The organism is Geobacillus thermodenitrificans subsp. thermodenitrificans DSM 465 (assembly GCF_000496575.1).
In the GTDB taxonomy this organism is placed as follows: domain Bacteria; phylum Bacillota; class Bacilli; order Bacillales; family Anoxybacillaceae; genus Geobacillus; species Geobacillus thermodenitrificans.
The window spans coordinates 134,486-157,090 of record NZ_AYKT01000007.1 but is presented as its reverse complement, the minus strand read 5'-3'; the positions used below and the strand labels follow the sequence as shown (position 1 = coordinate 157,090).

At 53.0% G+C, this 22,605-nt stretch carries 25 protein-coding genes; all 25 read right to left on the bottom strand.

The genetic code is table 11. From position 1 onward, the window contains the following. Positions 1–33 precede the first annotated feature (33 nt). Positions 34–1,062 (bottom strand): stage II sporulation protein D, encoded by a 1,029-nt coding sequence (gene spoIID, locus DSM465_RS0108830; RefSeq protein ID WP_008880677.1) that lies wholly within the window; start codon positions 1,060–1,062, stop codon positions 34–36. A gap of 295 nt (positions 1,063–1,357) precedes the next feature. Next, positions 1,358–2,662 carry a UDP-N-acetylglucosamine 1-carboxyvinyltransferase gene (gene murA / locus DSM465_RS0108825; protein WP_011888388.1) on the bottom strand — a complete coding sequence of 435 codons (1,305 nt, stop codon included), beginning with the start codon at positions 2,660–2,662 and terminating at the stop codon, positions 1,358–1,360. A gap of 31 nt (positions 2,663–2,693) precedes the next feature. Then, a complete protein-coding gene (locus tag DSM465_RS0108820) occupies positions 2,694–3,449 on the bottom strand; it encodes a YwmB family TATA-box binding protein (RefSeq protein ID WP_008880679.1) in 756 nt (251 codons plus the stop codon). Between the two features lie 336 nt (positions 3,450–3,785). Beyond that, positions 3,786–4,025 carry a DUF1146 family protein gene (locus DSM465_RS0108815; protein WP_011888389.1) on the bottom strand — a complete coding sequence of 80 codons (240 nt, stop codon included), beginning with the start codon at positions 4,023–4,025 and terminating at the stop codon, positions 3,786–3,788. Positions 4,026–4,112: 87 nt separating this feature from the next. Continuing rightward, a complete protein-coding gene (nuoN, locus tag DSM465_RS0108810; protein WP_011888390.1) occupies positions 4,113–5,606 on the bottom strand; it encodes an NADH-quinone oxidoreductase subunit NuoN in 1,494 nt (497 codons plus the stop codon). A 5-nt stretch (positions 5,607–5,611) separates the two neighbouring features. Next, positions 5,612–7,183 carry an NADH-quinone oxidoreductase subunit M gene (locus tag DSM465_RS0108805; protein WP_011888391.1) on the bottom strand — a complete coding sequence of 524 codons (1,572 nt, stop codon included), beginning with the start codon at positions 7,181–7,183 and terminating at the stop codon, positions 5,612–5,614. Beyond that, on the bottom strand, positions 7,180–9,033 hold the full coding sequence (gene nuoL, locus DSM465_RS0108800; protein WP_008880683.1) for an NADH-quinone oxidoreductase subunit L: 1,854 nt from the start codon (positions 9,031–9,033) through the stop codon (positions 7,180–7,182). The genes DSM465_RS0108805 and nuoL overlap by 4 nt, the downstream gene beginning before the upstream one ends. 18 nt (positions 9,034–9,051) lie before the next feature. Then, on the bottom strand, positions 9,052–9,357 hold the full coding sequence (gene nuoK / locus DSM465_RS0108795) for an NADH-quinone oxidoreductase subunit NuoK (protein ID WP_008880684.1): 306 nt from the start codon (positions 9,355–9,357) through the stop codon (positions 9,052–9,054). Further along, the gene (locus tag DSM465_RS0108790) at positions 9,354–9,875 is read right to left on the bottom strand and encodes an NADH-quinone oxidoreductase subunit J (RefSeq protein ID WP_011888392.1); all 522 of its coding nucleotides are present in this window, start codon (positions 9,873–9,875) and stop codon (positions 9,354–9,356) included. The genes nuoK and DSM465_RS0108790 overlap by 4 nt, the downstream gene beginning before the upstream one ends. Then, the gene (gene nuoI / locus DSM465_RS0108785) at positions 9,872–10,291 is read right to left on the bottom strand and encodes an NADH-quinone oxidoreductase subunit NuoI (protein WP_008880686.1); all 420 of its coding nucleotides are present in this window, start codon (positions 10,289–10,291) and stop codon (positions 9,872–9,874) included. Before nuoI ends, DSM465_RS0108790 begins: the two co-directional genes overlap by 4 nt. Positions 10,292–10,402: 111 nt before the next feature. Continuing rightward, complete coding sequence (gene nuoH, locus DSM465_RS0108780; protein WP_029761126.1) at positions 10,403–11,404, bottom strand: NADH-quinone oxidoreductase subunit NuoH; 1,002 nt, start codon at positions 11,402–11,404, stop codon at positions 10,403–10,405. Further along, positions 11,401–12,501, bottom strand: a complete 1,101-nt coding sequence (locus tag DSM465_RS0108775) for an NADH-quinone oxidoreductase subunit D (protein WP_008880688.1) — start codon at positions 12,499–12,501, stop codon at positions 11,401–11,403. Before DSM465_RS0108775 ends, nuoH begins: the two co-directional genes overlap by 4 nt. 3 nt (positions 12,502–12,504) lie before the next feature. Further along, the gene (locus DSM465_RS18245) at positions 12,505–14,154 is read right to left on the bottom strand and encodes an NADH-quinone oxidoreductase subunit C (RefSeq protein WP_035498355.1); all 1,650 of its coding nucleotides are present in this window, start codon (positions 14,152–14,154) and stop codon (positions 12,505–12,507) included. Between the two features lie 3 nt (positions 14,155–14,157). After that, on the bottom strand, positions 14,158–14,670 hold the full coding sequence (locus DSM465_RS0108765; protein WP_011888395.1) for a NuoB/complex I 20 kDa subunit family protein: 513 nt from the start codon (positions 14,668–14,670) through the stop codon (positions 14,158–14,160). Continuing rightward, entirely contained in the window at positions 14,661–15,029 is a 369-nt protein-coding gene (locus DSM465_RS0108760) for an NADH-quinone oxidoreductase subunit A (protein ID WP_008880691.1), read from the bottom strand. Before DSM465_RS0108760 ends, DSM465_RS0108765 begins: the two co-directional genes overlap by 10 nt. Before the next feature lie 221 nt (positions 15,030–15,250). Continuing rightward, complete coding sequence (locus DSM465_RS0108755) at positions 15,251–15,652, bottom strand: F0F1 ATP synthase subunit epsilon (RefSeq protein WP_008880692.1); 402 nt, start codon at positions 15,650–15,652, stop codon at positions 15,251–15,253. A gap of 22 nt (positions 15,653–15,674) precedes the next feature. Further along, entirely contained in the window at positions 15,675–17,096 is a 1,422-nt protein-coding gene (atpD, locus tag DSM465_RS0108750; protein WP_008880693.1) for a F0F1 ATP synthase subunit beta, read from the bottom strand. Between the two features lie 27 nt (positions 17,097–17,123). Then, on the bottom strand, positions 17,124–17,981 hold the full coding sequence (gene atpG / locus DSM465_RS0108745; protein WP_008880694.1) for an ATP synthase F1 subunit gamma: 858 nt from the start codon (positions 17,979–17,981) through the stop codon (positions 17,124–17,126). Positions 17,982–18,048: 67 nt separating this feature from the next. Beyond that, positions 18,049–19,557 carry a F0F1 ATP synthase subunit alpha gene (gene atpA, locus DSM465_RS0108740; RefSeq protein ID WP_011888397.1) on the bottom strand — a complete coding sequence of 503 codons (1,509 nt, stop codon included), beginning with the start codon at positions 19,555–19,557 and terminating at the stop codon, positions 18,049–18,051. A gap of 24 nt (positions 19,558–19,581) precedes the next feature. Continuing rightward, a complete protein-coding gene (locus tag DSM465_RS0108735; RefSeq protein WP_008880696.1) occupies positions 19,582–20,118 on the bottom strand; it encodes a F0F1 ATP synthase subunit delta in 537 nt (178 codons plus the stop codon). Beyond that, on the bottom strand, positions 20,115–20,657 hold the full coding sequence (atpF, locus tag DSM465_RS0108730) for a F0F1 ATP synthase subunit B (protein ID WP_029761124.1): 543 nt from the start codon (positions 20,655–20,657) through the stop codon (positions 20,115–20,117). Before atpF ends, DSM465_RS0108735 begins: the two co-directional genes overlap by 4 nt. A 189-nt stretch (positions 20,658–20,846) precedes the next feature. Next, positions 20,847–21,059 carry a F0F1 ATP synthase subunit C gene (atpE, locus tag DSM465_RS0108725; protein ID WP_003253662.1) on the bottom strand — a complete coding sequence of 71 codons (213 nt, stop codon included), beginning with the start codon at positions 21,057–21,059 and terminating at the stop codon, positions 20,847–20,849. 78 nt (positions 21,060–21,137) lie between these two features. After that, positions 21,138–21,848 carry a F0F1 ATP synthase subunit A gene (gene atpB, locus DSM465_RS0108720; protein ID WP_011888399.1) on the bottom strand — a complete coding sequence of 237 codons (711 nt, stop codon included), beginning with the start codon at positions 21,846–21,848 and terminating at the stop codon, positions 21,138–21,140. 18 nt (positions 21,849–21,866) lie between these two features. After that, entirely contained in the window at positions 21,867–22,235 is a 369-nt protein-coding gene (locus DSM465_RS0108715; protein ID WP_008880699.1) for an ATP synthase subunit I, read from the bottom strand. Between the two features lie 6 nt (positions 22,236–22,241). After that, positions 22,242–22,460: an AtpZ/AtpI family protein gene (locus tag DSM465_RS0108710; RefSeq protein ID WP_008880700.1), complete on the bottom strand. Its 219-nt coding sequence runs from the start codon at positions 22,458–22,460 to the stop codon at positions 22,242–22,244. Positions 22,461–22,605 lie beyond the last annotated feature (145 nt).

Below are 22,605 nucleotides of genomic sequence, written 5' to 3'. Positions count from 1 at the left end.
GTTTTATGCAAAAAAATCGGAGCAGACGCTCCGTTATTTTTTCGCGGTCAACTTATTCAAAAAGGCGGTCGCTGAGGAGATGCGGACGCCGCGGTAATAATGTTTGACGATATCGGCGTATGTTTTTCCTTCTTTCGCCATGAAGTTGGCTCCATACTGGCTCATGCCGACGCCATGGCCGTAGCCCTTTGTCGTGATGATGATTTCATCGCCTTTGCGCGCCCATGTAAAGTCAGTGGATGGCAGGCCGAGCCGTTCACGCACCTCGCGACCGGTGAATGTCTTGCCACCAATTTTCACCTCACCGACACGGCGGCCAGGTGTACGCGAGACAATGACGCCGACCGAACCGTCAGAGGACAGCGTCACGCCAAGGCGCCGTTCAAATTCCGAGACCGCCATCGTTTTTCGTTGGTAAAACTTCGGCGATTGTTCGTCCCATGGGCTGGCGACGCTTTTTAAATACGGAAAATCGTTTTGCCAGTATGCCTCTGAATTTTCGGTATAACCGTTGCTTGTTGAAAAAAAGAGCGCTTCGATCGGTTCGTTGTTATACGTTAAAATTTGTCCACGCGTATCGAGAACCGCTTTCGTTATTTTTTTGATTTTCCAGTCATAGTCGCTTCCCCATAACTTCCGCAATTCAGCATCGCTGTAATACACTTGGTGCGTCACCGTGTCCGTCACGTTCGCGCCTTCCGGCAGGCGAAACGGCTGATTGGCGAGCAACTGTTTGACGATGTATGTTCTTGCCGTCAGCGCTTGTGCCTTTAACGCCTCGAGTTCAAATTCAGCCGGCATTTCCGCCGCCACCACGCCAATGACATATTGCTCGAGGGGAATTTTTTCTACGCGTTGCTCTCTGCTTCGGTAGACGGCCACGTCAACGGACGGCCCTTCGGCTGCCTGTGAACGTTGGATTTGTTCTTGCTTGTGCAGTTGTTCCGTCAATTTTGCCACCTTCCCGTCGTAAAATGGTAGAACGAGCGCCGCCGGAATGACGAGGATGGCGACAAACAGGCATAGTGCGAGTACGATGACTGGTTTCAGTCTTTTTACCATAGCCGAGCCCCCAATATGCATTTTTCAAGCACAAGCGGACATCATGAATCAATGCCTGCATTGGCTTCGGTTCGTTACTATAGTTATGGGCTCGGACAAGTATATATGACAGTTTTCTTTCGCGTTTCGTCTTATCTTTAAAGGAGCTCGCCTCCCTACAGTTGAAAGCGTGGGATCTTCATTCTCTCTTCGACAAAGCAGGGGGGACGTTCGCTAGTAAGCGGGGAAGGTGCGGACAGAAAGAATAAAAACGACCATTCCCTACCCAAGGTAGTTCACGGTCGTTTTTTCGCCATTATCCGTTCCATTCGATTGCTTCGACTTGGTCGAGTTGTTTCGTTTCTTCGCGGACGCGTTCAATGTCGGCCCCAAGCGCAGCCAACTTTTCATGGAAGCGGACATAACCGCGGTCGAGATGACGCAGCTCGGTTACGCGCGTATAGCCATCGGCTGCGAGACCAGCCAAAATTAAAGCAGCAGCGGCGCGCAAATCGGTAGCCGCCACTTCAGCGCCTTGCAGCTGACACGGGCCGTTAATAATGACAGAGCGTCCTTCAATTTTAATATCCGCGTTCATCCGGCGGAATTCTTCCACATGCATAAAGCGGTTTTCGAATACCGTCTCGGTGATCATGCTTGTGCCTTCCGCTTTTAACAAGAGAGCCATCATTTGCGACTGCATGTCGGTTGGAAACCCAGGATATGGCATCGTCTTAATATCGACTGCTTTCAACGTTTCCGGCCCGATGACACGCACGCCGGTTTCCTCTTCGATAACCGTTACGCCCATTTCTTCCAACTTCGCAATGAGTGAGCTTAAATGTTCGGGAACGGCTCCTTGCACGAGGACATTGCCACCAGTGATGGCGGCTGCGACCATAAACGTGCCAGCTTCGATGCGGTCCGGGATGACCGTATGCGCCGTACCGACAAGCTCGTCGACCCCTTCGATGCGGATCGTTCCGGTGCCGGCACCGCGTATTTTGGCACCCATCGCATTCAAAAAGTTCGCCAAATCAACGATTTCCGGCTCTTTGGCACAGTTCTCAATCACGGTCGTGCCTTCGGCGAGCACGGCCGCCATCATAATATTTTCTGTCGCTCCGACGCTCGGGAAGTCCAAATACACTTTCGCGCCGCGGAGACGACCATTGATTTCTGCATCAATAAAGCCGTTGCCGACTTTCACGGAGGCCCCCATCGCTTCAAAGCCTTTTAAATGTTGATCAATCGGGCGCGAACCAATGGCACAACCACCTGGCAACGCAACGCGGGCCCGGCCATTGCGAGCCAACAGCGGTCCCATCACGAGCACGGAAGCACGCATTTTCCGAACATACTCAAACGGCGCTTCCACCGTTAACGGACCGGTGGCATCGACCATTACAGCATTGCCGGCGATGCGCACATCAGCGCCTAAATAGCGGAGCACTTCGCTGATCGTATATACATCGGAAAGAGCAGGCACATCATGAATCGTACTTGTTCCTTTACTGGCTAATAAGGTGGCAGCGATGACGGGCAAAACGGCATTTTTTGCGCCTTCCACTTTGACGGTGCCGCTCAACCGGTTTCCGCCACGGACGATGATCTTTTCCAAGATATTCCCCTCCGCGTCCAATTTCTCTATATTAATATTCAATGGTAATGATTGGGGTTCCAACAACGACACGCGTCTTGCCGCCCAATCTTTCTCTCAAAGCAAGTTGTACATTGATGTCTTGGTGATTGGCCGCCGGGAGAACGTTCTTCCACTGCCCAGTATATGCAGACAGGGAGACGAATGACTCTTCCCGCAGCCACTCAACAGGCGTCGCTTGAAAGTCTCGTAGCAATTGGGAAGCCTGTTCGAGTAAACCACCTTTCATATTATCACTGAATTCGCCTTCAATACAAGCATAAAATGTGGGGTTGTTCACAAATAATCCATTCGTCTTTGTTTGAATGTGTTGTGCTGCTTCTTTCCACCTAGTTTGGCTCCATGTTGGGCCTGTTGCTTCATAGAGGATATACGTTTGCGGTGTCCCATTTGCGACGGTCATTACCAGCTGAATTTGTTCTTGGAAGAAGGGGGATTCGTTTGTGCCGATCGCTTTTTTCCCATGGCTCGTTTTTTCAAACGACCAATGAAACGAACGATACGTTTGTTTCAGCTCGTCCATTTTTTTGAAAAAGTCCGCATCATTTTGAATATCGTGGGCATACTCTCTTGTGTAAATGATCCATCGACCAAGCGAAGCACCGTGTTTCGTTAATGTGTGCGCCATCGTTTCCATTGGTACCGACCATTCGTCTCCCCGCACGCCTTCCGTCCGATACTGCCACGCGGCTAAAAACAAGCTCGTGAGCACGAGCGCCATTAACCATTTCATCCGTTTTTTTCTCATCTTCGTTCCCTTCCTCTCCTTACTTGTTATTGTTGCCACCAGACAAGGGAACATACGTCAAAAAAATCGACAACGGGTTATCTTTGAAATCGTTTTCTTACATAAAAAAAGCGAGCAGGCAAAGCTGCTCACTAAGGCAGAAGGCGCCAAGGCTAGGTGTGCGGTGGACACGAAAAAGCGAACGAGGGCGCATCGACGCTCGAAATGCGTCGATCACTTGCATGTGTTTCGGATCGCCAGCGGGGCAGCGAACGGGACAAAACCATTGCCAGCCAAGAGGTGAGGCAGCACGATGCAGCATACCCCTGCTTCCGTGCTCGTTCGCCCCCATTTTCCTCAATCGCGGAACAAATACGGCAAATCGGTCGACCACGCCAAATAGTCAAGGAAAAAATTCGCGACGGTCGAGCCGATGGCGATCGTGAGCAAAATGTACAAAAGCCGCCCTTGGACGACCCGGTTCGGCTTCAGCAACACATCAATCCGCACTGCCTGCAGCGTCCACCATGTCACGGCGATAAACGCCAAATGGACAATAATCGAAATTAACGCTTGTTGGCCGATAACAGGCATCATCATCCATTCACCCCCTTGCTTTCGAGGAGATGGACTCCCATTCGAAATAAAAAAGAGGAGAGGTGTTCCCCTCCCCTTATTGTACCGTTACGGCAAAAAATCGCCAAAATGTCCGAACTGGGCGAGCACATCGTACGCAAGATCTGGCACCCAACCGATCGCCAGCGTCCCGAGCGCGCAAAGAACTACGGCAGTTGACAACCCGGCCGGCAAACGACGCAACGGCGCGAGAGAAGCCGGACGGAAAAAGAGCTGGACGAGCAAGTTGAAATAGTAGACGTACGAGACGACAGTCGTTACCGCCATCACCGTAGCGAGCACGTAATGACCCGGTTCGGTGACGACAAGGCCGATGAACAAATAGAACTTGGCAATGAATCCGGCCGTCCCCGGAATGCCGGCGAGCGAGAGCAAAAACAGCCCGAGCGCCGCGGCCAAAAGCGGACGGTGTCGGTATAAGCCAGCGAGCCCAGCTAAATCATCAGAGCCAGTTTCGTTAACGATATGCGCCACGATGGCAAATGCCCCGATATTCATAAACACATAAGCAAGCAAGTAAATCCAAAGCGAATCGATCATCGCCCACGACATCGCGGCAAACCCGGCGAGCAAATAGCCGGCATGGGCGATACTCGAGTAGGCAAGCAGCCGTTTTAAGCTCCGCTGCCGGAGCGCCACAACGTTGCCGATAATCATCGTCAGCCCCGCCAACACGGTGATCACTGGCTGCATCGATAACAAGAGCGACGATGGATCCCGGCCTTCCGCCGGCGCAGCGGCAAAGATCGTCACAAACAGGCGAAGAAGAAGAACAAAACCAGCCGTTTTCGACACGACGCTGAAAAACGCCGTCGCCGGAACGGGTGCCCCTTCGTACACGTCCGGCGCCCACATATGGAACGGGACGGTCGCTAACTTAAACGAAACGCCAATCAGTAAAAGAAGGAAGGCCAAAGCAAGCATATACGGCTCGTTCGTCTCTTGCAGCTCACGTGCGATATCACCGAGATTCGTCGTCCCGGTCAAGCCGAACACATAACTCATGCCAAACAGCATGATGGCGGTGGCGATGCCGCCGTTAATGACGTATTTCAGCGCGGCCTCATTCGACGCTGTTGCGGTTTTGCGCAAGCCGGCCAAAACATACGACGATACCGTCAAAAGTTCAATGCTGACGAACAAGGTAAGCAAATCGCCGCTTGACGCTGTCATCATCGCTCCAAGCAAAGCAAACAGCATCATATAGGCAAATTCCCCGCGGTAATGACTCCCCTCTTTCGGCTCCCACTCGGCAACAAGAAGAAGCGCGAGGGCCCCGCCGGCTAATAGGATGAGCTTGAACGCTTTCGCAAAGCCATCGAGCCGGAACGTATCGTGCAAAATCGAAACCGGATCAGCCGGAATCATGGCCGCCGTTGCAATGAGTGCGAGCACCGCTCCAGCGGCAGCGCCCCAAGCGAGCGGACGGCGGCTTCGTTCCTTCGGCATGACCAAATCAATCAATAGTAGCACGATCGCCGCCGCGAGGACGATCCATTCGGGTGTCATCATGCTCCAATTTGCTTGCCACACATCGTTCATGTCGATCAACCCCCTAACCCGTTCATCATCGTCTCCAGCACGGTGGCAAGCGGCTCAGCCAATAGCTGCGGGTACACGCCGACCGCCACGATCAAGGCGACGAGGACGAACGCCGGTACGGCTTCTTTTGCTTGCAAATCGATGACACGTGGCTCACTTACACTCGCCGCAGACTCTTTCGCCCCACGCAGGCCCAACGTCGATTCATATCGCTCGCGGGTGTGGCCAAACGTGATATCAAGAATGGCCCGCAGCGAATAAACAGCGGCGAAAATCAACCCGAGTGCTCCAGCCGCCGCAAGGGCCGGCTTTGTTTCAAACAGTCCAAGAAAAGCAGTCAATTCGCCGACAAATCCGGCGAGCCCCGGCAACCCGAGCAAGGCAAGCGCCGCCGTTAACAAATACCCGGAAAAAATCGGCATTGCTTTTGCTAGCCCGCCAAGGCGGTGAATATCGGTCGTTCCGATCCGGTTGGCGAGAACACCGACGAGTAAAAACGACAAGGCGGCAATGAGCCCGTGGGCAACCGATTGAAACACTGCTCCTTGAATGCCGGCCTCATTGAGCGCACCAAGGCCGACAAGCACGACCCCCATATGTGATACGCTCGAATAAGCAAGCACATGTTTTAACTCGCGCTGCCGAAGCGCCAACAACGCACCGTATAGGATGTTGATGACCCCCAACACGGCAATGGCACCGGCGAAGGCGCGAAACTCGTCCGGAAACAGGCCGATCCCGAAACGAATCATCCCGTATGTTGCAATTTTCAGCAATACCCCGGCGTGAAGCATAACAACCGGTGGTGGCGCTTCGACGTGAACGCGGACGAGCCAACGGTGAAGCGGAACAGCTGGTAGCTTGACGGCAAACGCCAACAGCAACCCACCAAGCAGCCAATACCGCGCTTCTGCTGTCAATGGGGCGATCAGCTGCCCTTCGGCGACCGGATTATGTAACGTTTCATGAAGCAAGGCGAAATTCGCCGTTCCGGTGCGGGCGACAAGCACTGCGATCACGACAAGCAACAGCGCCGAGCCAAGTCCGTTGTACAGCAAGTAACCGTATGCTGCCCGTTCGCGTTCAAAGCCGCCCCATTTGCCGACGAGCAAAAACATAGCGACAAGCGTCACCTCTAAGAAGAGGAAAAACCAGATGAAATTGGCGGCGGCAAACACGCCAAGCATGCCGATCTCCAACGCGAGCAGCCACATAAAATACCCTTTTTTCTCCACTTTGATGAGCAAAGAAGCGACAGCGGCCAATGTCCCGAGCACGGCGGTCAAGACGATAAAGAGAAGCGATAGTCCATCGATGCCGAGCTCATAGCGGATCACATACGCCGCGTCCGTGAAAAACGGGAGGTTGGCAAGTCGCACCCAATCGTACGATTCATCGAGCTGCTCGAGGCGAAAACCGCTCCCCGACCGAATGAAAGCAAACAACGCCAGCAATAACGGTGGCACGGTGGCAGCCGTCCCGAGCCATTGAATCGTTTTCGTATCCGTTCGGCGGACAAACGCCAGCAAAATGATACCTAACAATGGCGAAAAGACGAGCAGCGACAAAAAGCTCATAGCCAGTACCCCCCTGTCAACGCGAAGATGACGACCAAAATGGCCAAGCCAGCCACCGTCACCGCCCCGTACGTCTGCGCTTGCCCGTTTTGCCCGCGCGATCCGGCGGAAGCAGCGGCACTGACCGTGCCGGTGACAAGCCGAACGATCCCTTCCACAAGGTAACGGTCGACATATGCCAACAGGCGGCTAATGAATGACACAAGCGCCACAACGGTCCACCGGTAAAAGTCATCAACGTAATAGTGACGGCGCAACAATTCGTACCCGTGCGGTGCACGCGCGGATAACCAGTCGCGCGGCACAGTCCGCTTCCCGTACATCAGCCAGGCAAGGAGAATCCCCACAAGCGACACAATCGTCGCCACAACAGCGATCCATCCCGGCGCTGCTTCATGATGGTACGCCCCGTCGGTCAGCCACTCGCCGAGAAACGATCCAAACCAAGGGGTTTGAATGTATCCCGAAGCGACTGATAATACGCCGAGAACGACCATTGGCCCGACCATCGACATCGGTGCTTCATGAGCATCTCCATCATGGCGCGCCTCACCAGTAAAGACGAGGAAAAAGAGCCGGAACATATAAAATGATGTCAACAGCGCCGCCGCTACCGCCAGCCAAAAGAGCTCAACCGATCCGTTCAACCAAGCGGCCGCTAAAATTTCATCCTTGCTGAAAAAGCCGGCAAACAGCGGCACTCCACTAATCGATAGCGCCCCGACAAGAAAGAGCGGCGCAGTCCACGGCAGCCGGCGCCAAAGCCCGCCCATTTCTTCAATGTTTTGCGTATGGACGGCGTGAATGACGCTGCCGGCGGCCAAAAAGAGCAACGCTTTGAAAAAGGCGTGCGTCGTCAAATGGAAGATGGCGGCGACATAACTGCCCGAGCCGAGCGCAAGCATCATATAGCCGAGCTGACTAATCGTCGAGTAAGCGAGGACACGTTTAATGTCCGTCTGTACCAAACCGATCGTCGCCGCAAAAATCGCTGTCACCCCACCGATGACCGCCACGGTCATCATGGCAGCCTCGCTTGCCTCATAGAGCGGGAACAACGCCGCCACAAGGTACACCCCAGCCGCCACCATCGTCGCGGCGTGGATGAGCGCCGACACGGGCGTCGGCCCTTCCATCGCATCCGGGAGCCACGTATGAAGCGGGAACTGCCCAGACTTGCCGATGGCGCCGATGAAAATGAGGATGGCCGTCAGTGTCGTCATGCCCGGCGACAGCGTGCCGTCGCCGACGGCGCGGAAAATGTCGTCGTAGTCAAAGCTTTTCGTCTGCCAAAACAACAGCAACATACCGATAAAAAAGCCGACGTCACCGATGCGCGTCATAATAAACGCTTTTTTCGCGGCCGCTTTTGCTTCTTCTTTGTAGAAATAAAAGCCGATCAGCAAAAACGACCCGAGCCCGACGAGCTCCCAAAAGATGTACGCCTGCAGCAAGTTCGGCGACAGCACAAGCCCAAGCATGGCAAACGTAAACAAGCCTAAATATGCATAAAACGTCGAAAACCGCTCATCCCCGGCCATATAGCCTTGCGAATAAATATGGACGAGCCAGCTGACAAAAGCGACGACAACGAGCATCCATGCGTTTAACGCTGTAACGGAAAATCCGGCCGTCAACGTCACGTCACCGATCTGCATCCATGTCCAGTTCGCTTCATATGTCGTTCCGCCGAGGCGTCCGGCCAGTACACCGAGCGCCGCAAGCAACGACAGAAGCGTGGCAACAATGCCAACATAGGCGCTCGCTTTCTTCCATTTCCGTCCGAACAACAGCAACAAAGCAAATGAACAAAGCGGGAACAGCGGTACAACCCAAGCTAGGTTCATCATCTTTCCCCATCCCCTTTTCTAATGTTTCAATGAATTGGCTTCATCGACTTGAACCGTTTTGCGGTTGCGGTAAAAGGCGATGAGCGCTGCCAATCCGACAGCCGCCTCCGCCGCCGCTATGGCGATCGCAAACAATGCGAACACGTGCCCGTGAACGCCGGGATGGGCGCCGTATTTGGCAAAAGCGACGAAATTGATGTTGACCGCATTTAACATCAGTTCGATACAAATGAGGACAATGACCGTATTTCGTTTCGTGAGCGCCCCATACAGCCCAATGCAAAACAAGATGAGCGCTAACGCTAAATAAGCTGATAATGTCATTTATCTTCCGCTCCCTTGCCGTCTTTTTTCGCCAGCACGATCGCCCCGATCAAGGCGACGAGCAAAATGACGGACACGATTTCAAACGGAATCGTATAATACGAATACAGCCATTTGCCGATCTCGCGCGCGTTATCAGCCGCCAGCGCGCTGCCATCAGCGCCGAAATCGAGACGGCGGATGCCAAAATAAACGGCAAGACCAAAGGCGAGAACAGAGATGGCGGCAACCGCTCTATGCCAAACGCCGCCCGTCGTTTGACGCTCCTTGTCGTCGGCGTGATGACGCGTCAGCATGATGGCAAATAGCATAATGATCGTAATGGCTCCAGAATAAATGAGCACTTGCACGACGGCGACGAACTCAGCAGAAAGCAGAACGTACAGCCCAGCGATGCCCAAAAACGTCATGACGAGGGCGATCACCATATGGACGACGTTCGTCAGTTGAAGCATCGTCACCCCGCCAGCAATGGCTGCAAGGGCAAGCAGGAAAAAGGCAATGTCGGTTCCGCTCACGGCTTATTCTCCCTTCTTACGTTCGTGTCGTTTTCATCGAGCCAAGTCAAATCTTTATACAGGGCATCACGGCTGTATTCAGCGAGTTCGAAGTTGTTCGTCATGACAATCGCTTCCGTCGGGCAAACTTCCGTGCATAAGTCGCATAAAATGCAAATTTCAAAGTTAATGTTGTACGTCTCGATCACTTTCCCTTTTTTCGTCGGATCGGGATGTTTTTTCCCGGTCAGCTGAATGCATTGCGTCGGACAAATGTTCATGCACTGATTGCAGACGATGCATTTTTCCGGATAAAATTTTTGGATGCCGCGAAACCGGTCCGGGAGCGGGAGCGGCTCATGCGGGTACTTGTACGTTACTTTTTCGCGCGTCAATTCTTTTAACGTATACGCTAATCCTTTTACTAACCCGATCATCCGTCCAACCCCTCTCATGGGAAAAATGGCGTTCTGCACGGCCTCTTGCCTTGAAAGAAGCCGTGCCTATGGATAACGACCGCCTCTCTCACAAGGCAGGCGCCTCATTTTTTAGAAGAATAACGATTTAATCACAGCCGTCAACACGATGTTGACGAGCGAAAGCGGAAGCAGCACTTTCCAGGCAAACTCCATCAGCTGGTCGGCGCGCACGCGCGGGAACGTCGCGCGAAACCAGATCAAGACATAGACGATGGCACAAAACTTAAGCGCAAACCAGACAGAGCCAGGAATCCAGCCGAGAAACGCAACTGGGTGCCAACCGCCTAAAAACAAAATCGTAATCAAAGCGGCCATCGCAAACAAATAGACATACTCAGCAAGCATAAAGAACGCCCAACGGAATCCGGAATATTCGACGTGAAATCCGGAAACAAGCTCAGATTCCGCCTCCGGTAAGTCAAACGGCACCCGATTCAACTCAGCCACTGCAGCAATAAAGAAGATCAAGAAGGCGAGCGGTTGGGCAAAAATAAACCAAACGTTGTCTTGCGCTGTGACAATGTCGACCAAATTCATGCTTCCAGCCAAGAGCACGACGCCAAGCGCCGACATGACGAGCGGAATTTCGTATGAAATCATTTGCGCTGCCGCGCGCATGCCGCCAAGCAAGGCGTATTTGTTGTTGGATGCCCAGCCGCCGGTGACAACGCCGATCGTGGTTAATCCAGAAACAGCAATATAGTACAATAGGCCAACGCCGATATCGGCAAATCGGAACGCATCGGTAAACGGCAGCGCCGCCAACACCATAAATGACGGCGTAAAGGCGATGATCGGCGCCAACACGTACAGCGGGCGGTCAGCCGCTTTCGGAATTGTATCTTCCTTTAACAGCAGCTTTAATACGTCAGCGACCGTTTGCAACAGCCCTAGACGGCCGCCAACTTGGTTCGGGCCGATGCGCCCTTGCATAAATCCCATCACTTTCCGTTCCGCCAAAATGGCGTATGTGACGAACCCGAGCACGACTAGCAGCAAAAGCGCCCCAAGCCCGAAGAAGACGGCGACATTCGTCCAGCCTGGCGCCGATTCGAGCCATTGTTCCATTATCCGTCGACCTCCCCGAGCACAATGTCAATCGATCCGAGAATGGCGATGACGTTGGCCAAATTTTCTCCTTTAAGCAGCTTCGGGAGTATTTGCAAGTTGTAAAACGACGGGCGCCGGAATTTGAGACGGTACGGCTCTTTTTTGCCGTCGCTCGCAATATAGCAACCGATCTCGCCGCGCGGCGCTTCGATGCGGACAAACGTCTCGCCCGGTGGCGCCTTAATGATGCGCGGCACTTTGCCCATAATCGGCCCGTCGGCCGGAAACTGCTCACATGCCTGTTCAATAATACGAAGCGACTGTTCAATTTCTGCCATCCGGCATTCATAGCGGGCAAGGCAGTCGCCGCCCTCGCGCACCGGAACATCAAAATCAAACCGGTCATAGACTGAATATGGCTCATCTTTGCGCAAGTCCCATTTGACGCCGGTCGACCGCAAGTTGACCCCGCTTAATGAATAACTGATCGCTTCTTCTTTCGTATACCTCCCGACGCCGGTGACGCGTTCACGGAAAATCTCGTTGCCGGTGACAAGGTCATGGTAGCCGGCTAGTTTTTCCCGCATGTATGGAACAAACTGTTTCACTTTGTCGATCCAGCCGTCCGGCGCGTCCCATTTGACGCCGCCAATGCGCATATAGTTAAACGTCAACCGCGCCCCGGACAGCTCATTTAATAGATTAATAATCATTTCGCGCTCGCGGAATGCATACAAAAACGGGCTCGTCGCGCCGAGGTCAAGCAAATACGTCCCCCACCAGACGAGATGGCTGGCAATTCGCCCAAGCTCCATCGCGAGAACGCGCAAATACTCGGCCCGCTCCGGCACTTCAATGCCCATCATGGTTTCAACCGCATGGCAAAGCACATAGTTGTTCGTCATCGCCGACAAATAGTCCATCCGGTCGGTATACGGGATGATTTGTGTATATTGCAGCCCTTCAGCGATTTTCTCCGTCCCGCGGTGCAAGTAGCCGATGACCGGCGTCGCTTCTTGGATGATTTCACCGTCAATTTTTAAAATGAGGCGAAATACCCCGTGCGTACTTGGGTGCTGGGGGCCGACGTTTAAGATCATTTCTTCTGTGCGCAGCATCGTTCACACCTCCGCATCATACGGCTCGTAATCTTTGCGCAGCGGATGCCCGACCCATTGCTCCCCTAGGAAGATGCGGATTAAGTTCGGGTGGCCGCGGAATCGGATGCCAAGCAAATCGTACGCTTCGCATTCCGGCCAGTTCGCCCCTGGCCAAAGCGGAACGAGCGAATCGATTTCCGGGTTGTCGCGGTCGATTTTCACTTTGAGCGCCACCGGTTGCCGTTTCGGATAGGAATACAAATGGACGTACACTTCCATATGTGTCTGAAAATCGGTGCCGTGCAACTCGGACAAATAATCAAACCGGAGTTGCTCATTGTATTTTAAAAACTCAGCCACTTTGTAATACGCTTCTTTATTGACAACAAGCGTCGGCACGTCTTTCGCCAACCGGTTGATATAGGCGTCTTCGAGCACATCCGGCCCAAGATGTTCCTCAATAACGCGGACATACTTTTGCAGCAGCGGATCGTTCGGCGACGGGGAAGACGGCTGTTCCGTTCCGCCTCTAGCGCCAGCGGCTTTGGCCTTGGCGCGGGCGGCGGCTGCTGCTTTTGCCTTCGCAGCGGCGGCTGCCTTTTGTTTCGCCGTATCATCATCGCCAGCACCGTCGCCTTGCTGTTTTGCCATAGCGGCAGCCCGCGCTTTCGCCGCGGCAGCGGCTTTCGCCTTCGCTGCAGCCGCAGCTTTTTTCTTCGCCAGCTCGTCATCGCTTCCCGCCGCGGCCGCCTTTTGTTTGGCTAGCGCTGCTGCCTTCGCTTTGGCAGCCGCTGCCGCCTTTTTCTTCGCTAACTCGAGGTCTTCTTCCGTCGTGCCTCCGGCCGCAGCGGCCTCACGCTGTCGCCGCAGTTCCGCCGCTTTCGCTCGCGCTTCTTCTGCCGCTTTTTTCTTCGCCGCAGCCAGGTCTTCTTCCGTCGCGCCTCCGGTCGCGGCCGCCTCGCGCTGTCGCCGCAGTTCCGCCGCTTTCGCCCGTGCTTCTTCTGCCGCTTTTCTCTTCGCCGCGGCAATGTCTTCTTCCGTCGCGCCTCCGGTCGCGGCCGCCTCACGCTGTCGCCGCAGTTCCGCCGCTTTCGCTCGCGCTTCTTCTGCCGCTTTTTTCTTCGCCGCAGCCAGGTCTTCTTCCGTCGCGCCTCCGGTCGCGGCCGCCTCGCGCTGTCGCCGCAGTTCCGCCGCTTTCGCCCGTGCTTCTTCTGCCGCTTTTCTCTTCGCCGCGGCAATGTCTTCTTCCGTCGCGCCTCCGGTCGCGGCCGCCTCACGCTGTCGCCGCAGTTCCGCCGCTTTCGCTCGCGCTTCTTCTGCCGCTTTTTTCTTCGCCGCAGCCAGGTCTTCTTCCGTCGCGCCCCCGGTCGCGGCCGCCTCACGCTGTCGCCGCAGTTCCGCTGCTTTCGCTCGCGCTTCTTCTGCGGCCCGCTTTTTTGCTGCAGCGAGCTCTTCCGCTGATGACGGCTGCGCCGCATCCGATCCTTCAGTTACCGAATCGGTGGACAAGTCAGAAGGCGTTTTCAATTCTCCGGTTGACGTGTCGCCGTGATCAGCGGCTGACTTGGCCTGTTCGGCTGCTTGCTTGGCGGCCAGCCGTTCGCGCGCTAGCTGTCTCGCCCGCTCGGCTGCTTCTTTTTTGCGCTGGGCCAAATCTTTTTCCTCATCCATCGGTTACAACACCTTCTTCCCCGTTTTGGCTTCCAAACGGATTTTTTCTTTTAATTTATGAATGCCATAAATCAGTGCCGCAGGGTTCGGCGGACAGCCAGGTATGTACACGTCGACTGGGACAATTTGGTCAACCCCTTTCACGACGCTGTACGATTTGACGTACGGTCCTCCCGCCGTCGCACACGACCCCATGGCGATCACCCATTTTGGCTCCGGCATTTGATCATACAACCGACGCAAAAGCGGTGCCATTTTTTTCGTCACGGTTCCGGAAACGATCATGACATCTGATTGCCGCGGCGAGGCGCGGAAAAATGAACCAAACCGATCAAGGTCATAATGGGCGCCACCGACTGCCATCATCTCAATCGCACAACAGGCAAGACCGAACGTCAGCGGCCAGAGCGAGTTGCTTCGCGCCCATCCTTTTAACTGCTCCAGCGTCGTAAAAAACACGTTGCGCTTTACTTCTTCCATTTCATCGAAGGTCATACTATCCCATTTTACATCCATCGTAACACCTTCTTTTTCCAAGCATAAATGAGGCCAATGGCAAGCAAAACGATGAAAATGATCATCTCCACTAAAGCAAATAGGCCGAGTTGATCATAGACAACGGCCCATGGATATAAAAACACCGTCTCGACGTCAAAAATGACAAATAACAAAGCAAATAAGTAATAACGGACTTGAAACTGGATGCGCGAGTCATGAAACGGAATGTTACCGCTTTCATACGTCGTTGCCTTTGCCTCATCCGGCACGTTTGGCCGCAGCCATCGTCCGATTGTAAGCGCCCCGATCGGAAGCAACACCCCAAGGCAAAGAAAGACAAAGACAATCAAATAACTATTGGCATAAATGTTGCTCAACCAGCTCGCCCCCTTCCCGGTTTATTACATACGTATGATGTTAATGATAAAATTTTTAAATAATTTCATCGATTTCATTATAACATTTATATCCAGTCGTGTCAGCAAAACTTCGGGTTATCACTGCCAACACTGTAGGAAATCGCGAAAAACCGCCAAGTCATAGTGAGTCGACAGATCGGACAAGCCATAAAAAAGCAGAGAAGCATTCGCTTCTCTGCTTATTTCATTCCAGCAACGTTCAAGCGGTTCATGGCGCGTTTTAACGCCAGTTCGGCCCGCTTGAAGTCGATATCGTCCTGCTGGCTTTGCAGACGGCGTTCCGCCCGCTCTTTTGCTGCTTTGGCACGAAGGACATCGATGTCTTCCGCGCGTTCAGCTGCTTGGGCCAAAATCGTCACTTTGTCCGGGCGGACTTCTAAAAAGCCGCCGCTGACCGCAACATAGCTTGTTTTGCCGTCCTTTTTCAGACGGGCCGCGCTAATCTCGAGCGGGGCGACAAGCGGGATGTGTCCCGGCAAAATGCCAAGTTCTCCGCTTTTCGCCTTCACGCTTACCATTTCCACATCGCCTTCGTATACCGGGCCATCAGGAGTGACGACGCTCACACGGATCGTTTTCATTGTCCAATCCCCCTATCCCGGGTCACACTTCGACACCCATAGCTTTCGCTTTTTCGACAACTTCTTCAATGCGGCCGACTAAGCGGAACGCATCTTCCGGAAGGTGGTCATACTTTCCATCCAGAATTTCTTTAAAGCCACGCACCGTTTCCTTAACCGGTACGTACGAACCCGGTTGGCCCGTGAACTGTTCCGCCACGTGGAAGTTTTGCGACAAGAAAAATTGAATGCGGCGGGCACGGTGGACGACGAGCTTGTCTTCGTCTGACAGTTCGTCCATCCCTAAGATGGCGATAATGTCTTGCAGTTCTTTATAGCGTTGCAACGTTTGTTGTACGCGACGAGCAACTTGGTAATGCTCTTCGCCAACAATTTCCGGTGCCAATGCACGCGATGTCGAAGCAAGCGGGTCAACGGCCGGATAAATCCCCATCTCGGCGAGCTTCCGCTCAAGGTTCGTCGTCGCATCCAAGTGCGAGAACGTCGTCGCCGGAGCCGGGTCAGTGTAGTCGTCGGCCGGAACGTAAATCGCCTGGATCGAGGTGATCGAGCCTTTCGACGTTGACGTGATCCGCTCTTGCAATTGACCCATCTCCGTCGCCAATGTCGGCTGATAACCAACGGCAGACGGCATGCGGCCTAACAACGCTGATACTTCCGAACCAGCCTGTGTGAAGCGGAAAATGTTGTCAATAAAGAGCAACACGTCTTGACCTTGCTCATCACGGAAATATTCGGCCATCGTCAAGCCGGTCAACGCAACACGCATCCGTGCTCCCGGCGGCTCGTTCATTTGTCCGAACACCATGGCCGTTTTGCTAATAACGCCGGAATCTTTCATTTCATGGTACAAGTCGTTTCCTTCACGCGTCCGTTCACCGACGCCAGCGAAGACGGAAATCCCGCCGTGCTCTTGGGCGATGTTATGGATCAACTCTTGGATCAAGACCGTTTTCCCTACGCCGGCACCGCCGAACAAGCCGATCTTACCACCTTTAATATACGGGGCAAGCAAGTCGACGACTTTAATCCCGGTTTCCAAAATTTCGACTTCCGTCGCCAATTCCTCGAATTTTGGCGCCGGACGGTGAATCGGGTCGCGACGGGCTTCAGCCGGAATGTCATCTTGCAAGTCGATCGGCTCACCTAAGACGTTAAAGACGCGGCCGAGCGTGACATCGCCAACCGGCACCGAGATCGGCGCACCAGTGTCTACGACTTCCATGCCGCGGATCAAACCGTCAGTGGACGCCATCGCGATCGTCCGTACTGTATCATCGCCAAGGTGCAAGGCGACTTCCAATGTCAAGTCGATGTCGACTTCGTTTTCGTTGCGCGCTTGATGTTGAATTTTCAGGGCGTTGTAGATGGCCGGCAAGTGACCGTTTTCGAACTTGACGTCTACAACCGGACCCATGACTTGAATAACGCGTCCTCTTGTCATCGTTTTCCCTCCTAACTTGCTAGTCCGCTATTGCAAGGCGTTTGCCCCGGCGACAATTTCCGTAATTTCTTGCGTGATTGAAGCTTGGCGAGCGCGGTTGTAGGAAAGCGTCAACGTGCGAATGAGTTCATGCGCGTTGTCGGTCGCGTTCTTCATCGCTGTCATCCGGGCGGCGTGTTCGCTCGCTTTTGCATCGAGCAACGCGCCGTAAATGAGGCTCTCCGCATATTGCGGCAACAAGACGTCCAAAATTTCTTCTTGCGACGGTTCAAATTCGTACATCGTGCGCTGCTGGTTGTCAGCCAAATCGGTGAGCGGAAGCAGCTTCCGTTCCGTCACATCTTGCTGGATCGCGCTCACGTAATGGTTATAGTACATATACAGTTCATCAAACGTGCCGTCGGCAAACAATCCGACCGCTTTGTTAGCAATCTCTTTAATATCGGCAAACGACGGCTGATCCGGCAAGCGGGTAATGTCGAGAATAACCGGCATGTTCCGTTTGCGGAAAAAGTTTAATCCGACGCGGCCGATAACGATGATGGCGTACTCGTCCGGAGAAGAGTGGCGCGCTTGAATCGTCTGATAAACAGTGCGCAACACGTTGCTGTTGTATGCTCCGGCCAAGCCGCGGTCCGATGTAATGACCAAATATCCCGTCTTTTTCACCGGGCGCGAGATGAGCATCGGATGGGAAGCGCCGCCGGCGCCAAGCGCGACGTTGGCTACGACTTCCTGCATTTTTTCCATGTACGGAACGAACGATTTCGCGTTTTGCTCCGCGCGGTTTAATTTCGACGTCGAGACCATTTCCATCGCTTTCGTAATCTGGCTCGTTTTTTTCGTCGAATTGATGCGCGTTTTAATGTCGCGTAACGATGCCAAAGGTTTCACCACCTTTTTGCTGCACGAGATCTAACAGGCGCGGGGGGCCAAAACGCCCCCGTCAGCCTTATTGAGAAACGACAAACGTTTTCTTGAACGCTTCGATCGCTTTATTGAAATCTTCCTCATTCGGAAGATCTTTCGTCGTACGGATGTGTTCAAGCAAGTGCTGCCCGTTTTGGTCGAGCCACAAGAAAAATTCTTTTTCAAAACGGCGCACGTCTTCGACCGGAATGTCATCCAAGAAGCCGCGCGTCAGAGCGTAAATGATAGCGACTTGTTTTTCGACTGGAATCGGTTGGTGCAAGTCTTGTTTCAGTACCTCAACCGTGCGCGCTCCGCGAGCGAGCTTCGCTTGCGTCGCTTTATCAAGGTCGGAACCGAATTGGGCGAACGCTTCTAATTCACGGTACGCCGCCAAGTCCAAACGGAGCGTCCCCGATACTTTTTTCATCGCTTTAATTTGCGCAGCACCACCGACGCGCGAAACAGACAACCCTGCGTTGATCGCCGGGCGGACGCCTGAGAAGAATAAGTCCGATTGCAAGAAGATTTGTCCGTCCGTGATCGAGATGACGTTCGTCGGAATGTAGGCGGAGATGTCGCCCGCTTGCGTTTCGACGAACGGAAGCGCAGTCAAGGAGCCAGCCCCTTTGGCATCGCTCAATTTCGCTGCGCGCTCGAGCAGGCGGGAATGCAAGTAGAAGACATCCCCCGGGTATGCTTCACGGCCTGGCGGACGACGAAGCAACAGCGAAAGTTCGCGGTACGCAGCGGCTTGCTTCGACAAGTCGTCGTAGACAACTAAGACGTGTTTCCCTTTATACATGAAATACTCGCCCATCGATACACCGGCATAAGGCGCCAAGAACAAGAGCGGAGCCGGTTGCGATGCCGAAGCGGTGACGACGATTGTATAGTCGAGCGCACCATGTTTACGGAGCGTTTCAACAACCGTACGAACCGTCGATTCTTTTTGTCCGATGGCGACGTAAATACAAATCATGTCTTGGCCTTTTTGATTCAAGATCGTGTCAATGGCTACAGCCGTTTTCCCTGTTTGGCGGTCACCGATAATAAGCTCGCGCTGTCCGCGCCCAATTGGCACGAGAGCGTCGATCGCTTTAATCCCGGTTTGCAGCGGCTCGTGAACCGATTTCCGATCCATAACGCCCGGCGCTGGGCTTTCAATCGGGCGCGTTTCCGTTGTTTCCACTGGGCCTAAGCCATCAACTGGCTGACCGAGCGGGTTGACGACGCGACCGATGAGCGCTTCCCCGACCGGCACTTCCATAATCCGACCGGTACGGCGTACTTCGTCTCCCTCTTTAATGCCTGTGTATGGTCCTAAAATAACGATACCGACGTTGTTTTCTTCCAAGTTAAGCGCCATGCCCATAACGCCGTTGGCAAATTCAACGAGCTCGCCGGACATGACGTTATCAAGTCCGTGAACGCGGGCGATCCCGTCGCCGATTTGGATGACGGTACCGACGTCGCTCACTTGGATTTGCGATTCGTAGTTTTCAATCTGCTGCTTAATGAGCGCGCTAATTTCTTCCGCTCTAATGCTCATGCCTTTCACCCCTGTCTCCTAATGTTAACTAATGAGCTGCCGCTGAATCCGTTCTAGCTGTCCGCTGACGCTGCCGTCATAAATGCGGTTGCCGATGCGCAACTTCACGCCGCCAATCAGTTCCGGGTCGACGATATTTTCAATGCGGAGCGTTTCTTTGCCAACTTTTTTGGCAAATACGTCAGAAAGCGCCTGCAGTTCTTCATCCGTCAACGGCCGTGCCGAATAGGCGACCGCCTCAGCGATACCGCGTGCGTCGTTAGCGAGGGCGATAAACTGCTCGGCCAGTTCAGGCACAATGCCGAAGCGATGGCGCTCAAGAAGAAGCAAAAGCGTATGTTGCACCGGAGCGGAAACGCCGGCAAACGCTTCGCGAACGAGCGCTTTTTTCTTGTCTAAGGAAAGTTTCGGATTGGAAAGAAGCGATAAAAACTCGCCGTTTTCCGCCAACGCTTGGCGCACGGCGCGAATGTCTTCTTCGATTTGGTCCAGCTGCTGTTGTTCAAGCGCGATTTGAAACAGAGCGGATGCATACCGTTTAGCGATCACTTCTTGGTTCATCGCGCTCCTCCTACCTCTTGAATGTCCTTAATGTATGCTTCGATCAGCTTGCGCTGGTCTTGTTCGGTCAATTCTCTTTCAATCACTTTCGAGGCGATGAGGACAGACAACGAAGCCACTTGTTCGCGGAGCGCAGCCATCGCCTGTTCTTTTTCACGCTCGATTTCTTGCTTCGCCGCTTCTTTCACCCGCTCTGCTTCAGCACGGGCCGAGGCGACGATTTGTTCCTTCTGCTCTTCGGCGAGCTTGCGAGCATTTTCAAGGATTGTTTGCGCTTCTTGGCGCGATTGCTTCAGCAGCTCACGTTGCTCCTCAAGCAGCTTTTCTGCCTCTTGGCGGCGTTTTTCCGCTTGGTCGATTTCATTGGCAATATGCTCTTCACGTTGCTTCATGACGCCCATGAGCGGTCCCCAGGCAAATTTGCGAAGCAAAAGCATCAACAAAATAAACGCGACAAGCTGAAAAATGATGTCCCCGCTGTTGACCGCGCCGTGCCCAGCCGCTGCGCCGAGCGCCGCTGTTTGTAATGCTGCTAACATGTTTTCGTTCACTCCTTTCGGCCGTTGCGTCTTGACCGGACATTGCTTGATCGGTCGTTCCTCTATGTCAAGGCTATACATAAAGCAATGGCGAAGGTTCTTACCGAATGATCTTCGCCATCATGACTTTGACCTTTCTTTTTGTTGAAGGCGCTTGTTAACATTTCGTTAACAAGCGCTCCCCATTCGTTATCTTCCTTGTACCATAAATGCGATAACGACCGCGATGATCGGAATCGCCTCAACAAGCGCAACCCCGATAAACATTGTCGTTTGCAACATACCACGCGCTTCAGGCTGGCGTGCGATTCCTTCTACTGTACGAGAAACGATTAAACCGTTACCGATACCCGCACCAAGTGCGGCAAGACCAATAGCAATTGCTGCAGCTAATACACCCATTGAGATATCCTCCTTGTTAACTTAAAAAGTTGATTTATTTTAAAAATGATAGTAAACAAACATGTATTAAGATGAAGATTAATGATCATGGCTGACTTTATGCGCCATGTATACCATTGTTAGCATGGTGAAAATGAATGCTTGAATGGCCCCAACGAAAATACTGAATGCTTGCCATACCATTGTCGGAATGATTGCGGCAATCGTTCCTCCGACACCGGTGGCCAGCCCCCCGACAAGCAATGCAAGCAAAATTTCGCCGGCAAAAATGTTTCCGTAAAGACGGAGACCAAGTGTCAATGTATTGGCGAATTCTTCAATGATTTTGAGAGGAAACATAAACCACATTGGGCTTGTAAAACCTTTTAAATATTCAGAAGCACCGCGCAATTTAATGCCGTAATAGTGGGAAAGGGCTACAACCATCACAGCCAACGTCAACGTAATGGCCGGATCAGCTGTCGGTGATTTCCACCATAATTCATCATGGACAACCACGGAGAACGGAAGACCTAACATATTAGCGACAAAGACATACATAATGAGCGTCAAACCGAGTAAATGAAAACGCCCCCCTGTCTCCCAGTCCATGTTGCTTTTAATGATTCCTTTCACAAAATCGACAACCCATTCCATAAAGTTTTGCAACCCTGTCGGCCTCATCGAAAGATTGCGCGTTGCCGCAATAGCGATGGCCAATACAATGATACAAGTGATGGTCACCATCAATACATTGGCCAAGTTAAATGTGAGACCAAACAATTCATAAAGTGGCGCCTTATGATCCATCATCGTTCACCTCACTTTCTATGTAACTGATTGATCATTATGTAAAAAATGATTTACTACCAACAAAATGTATGGGGTGGACAGGCCGATGACAACCGGCACCATCGACAAATGTTGGGGGTAACGGGACACAAGCAGCGCGACTGCAATAGCCAATGCAAACCGAACCATTGTCCCTAGTGATGGCGGACGCCGCCCATCAGCGATCGCTTCTCCGACTTTGATTACACGCCGGGCCAACAGCCGTATGCTGTACAACCCTGCCGCCGTGCCGACGAGCAGACTAAAAAACCATGCTTCATACTTTGTCCATATCGACCCTAACGCGTAACAAGCCATCAATATAAACAGTTGTTTTTGCATTCGTTTCACGATCATGTCAAGCATGGCTTCTTATTCCTCAAAAAAGCGTCGGACTGTTTTTAGCGTGGCAAAAACTCCCGCTGCCAAACCGAGCAACAGGCCAATAACTAAAAAAAGCGGTTCACTGTCTAATTGTCGATCGGCCCATCTTCCGCCGAACAAACCGACTAACGTACAGCCGACAAGCTGTGATGTAATTGCCGACATTAACCCAATAGCCCGAAACGGGTGGCGGTCATTTTTTTTCATAGGCCATATACCTCTCTAACCGATAGGAAAGGGGGATTTCAGACAGTGAAAACCCTCACAATATGTCCCCTGTAAAGCATACAATACCACTAGGTTAATGTCAATGTGTTTCCACATAAAACCACATTCACACAGGGCAAATATT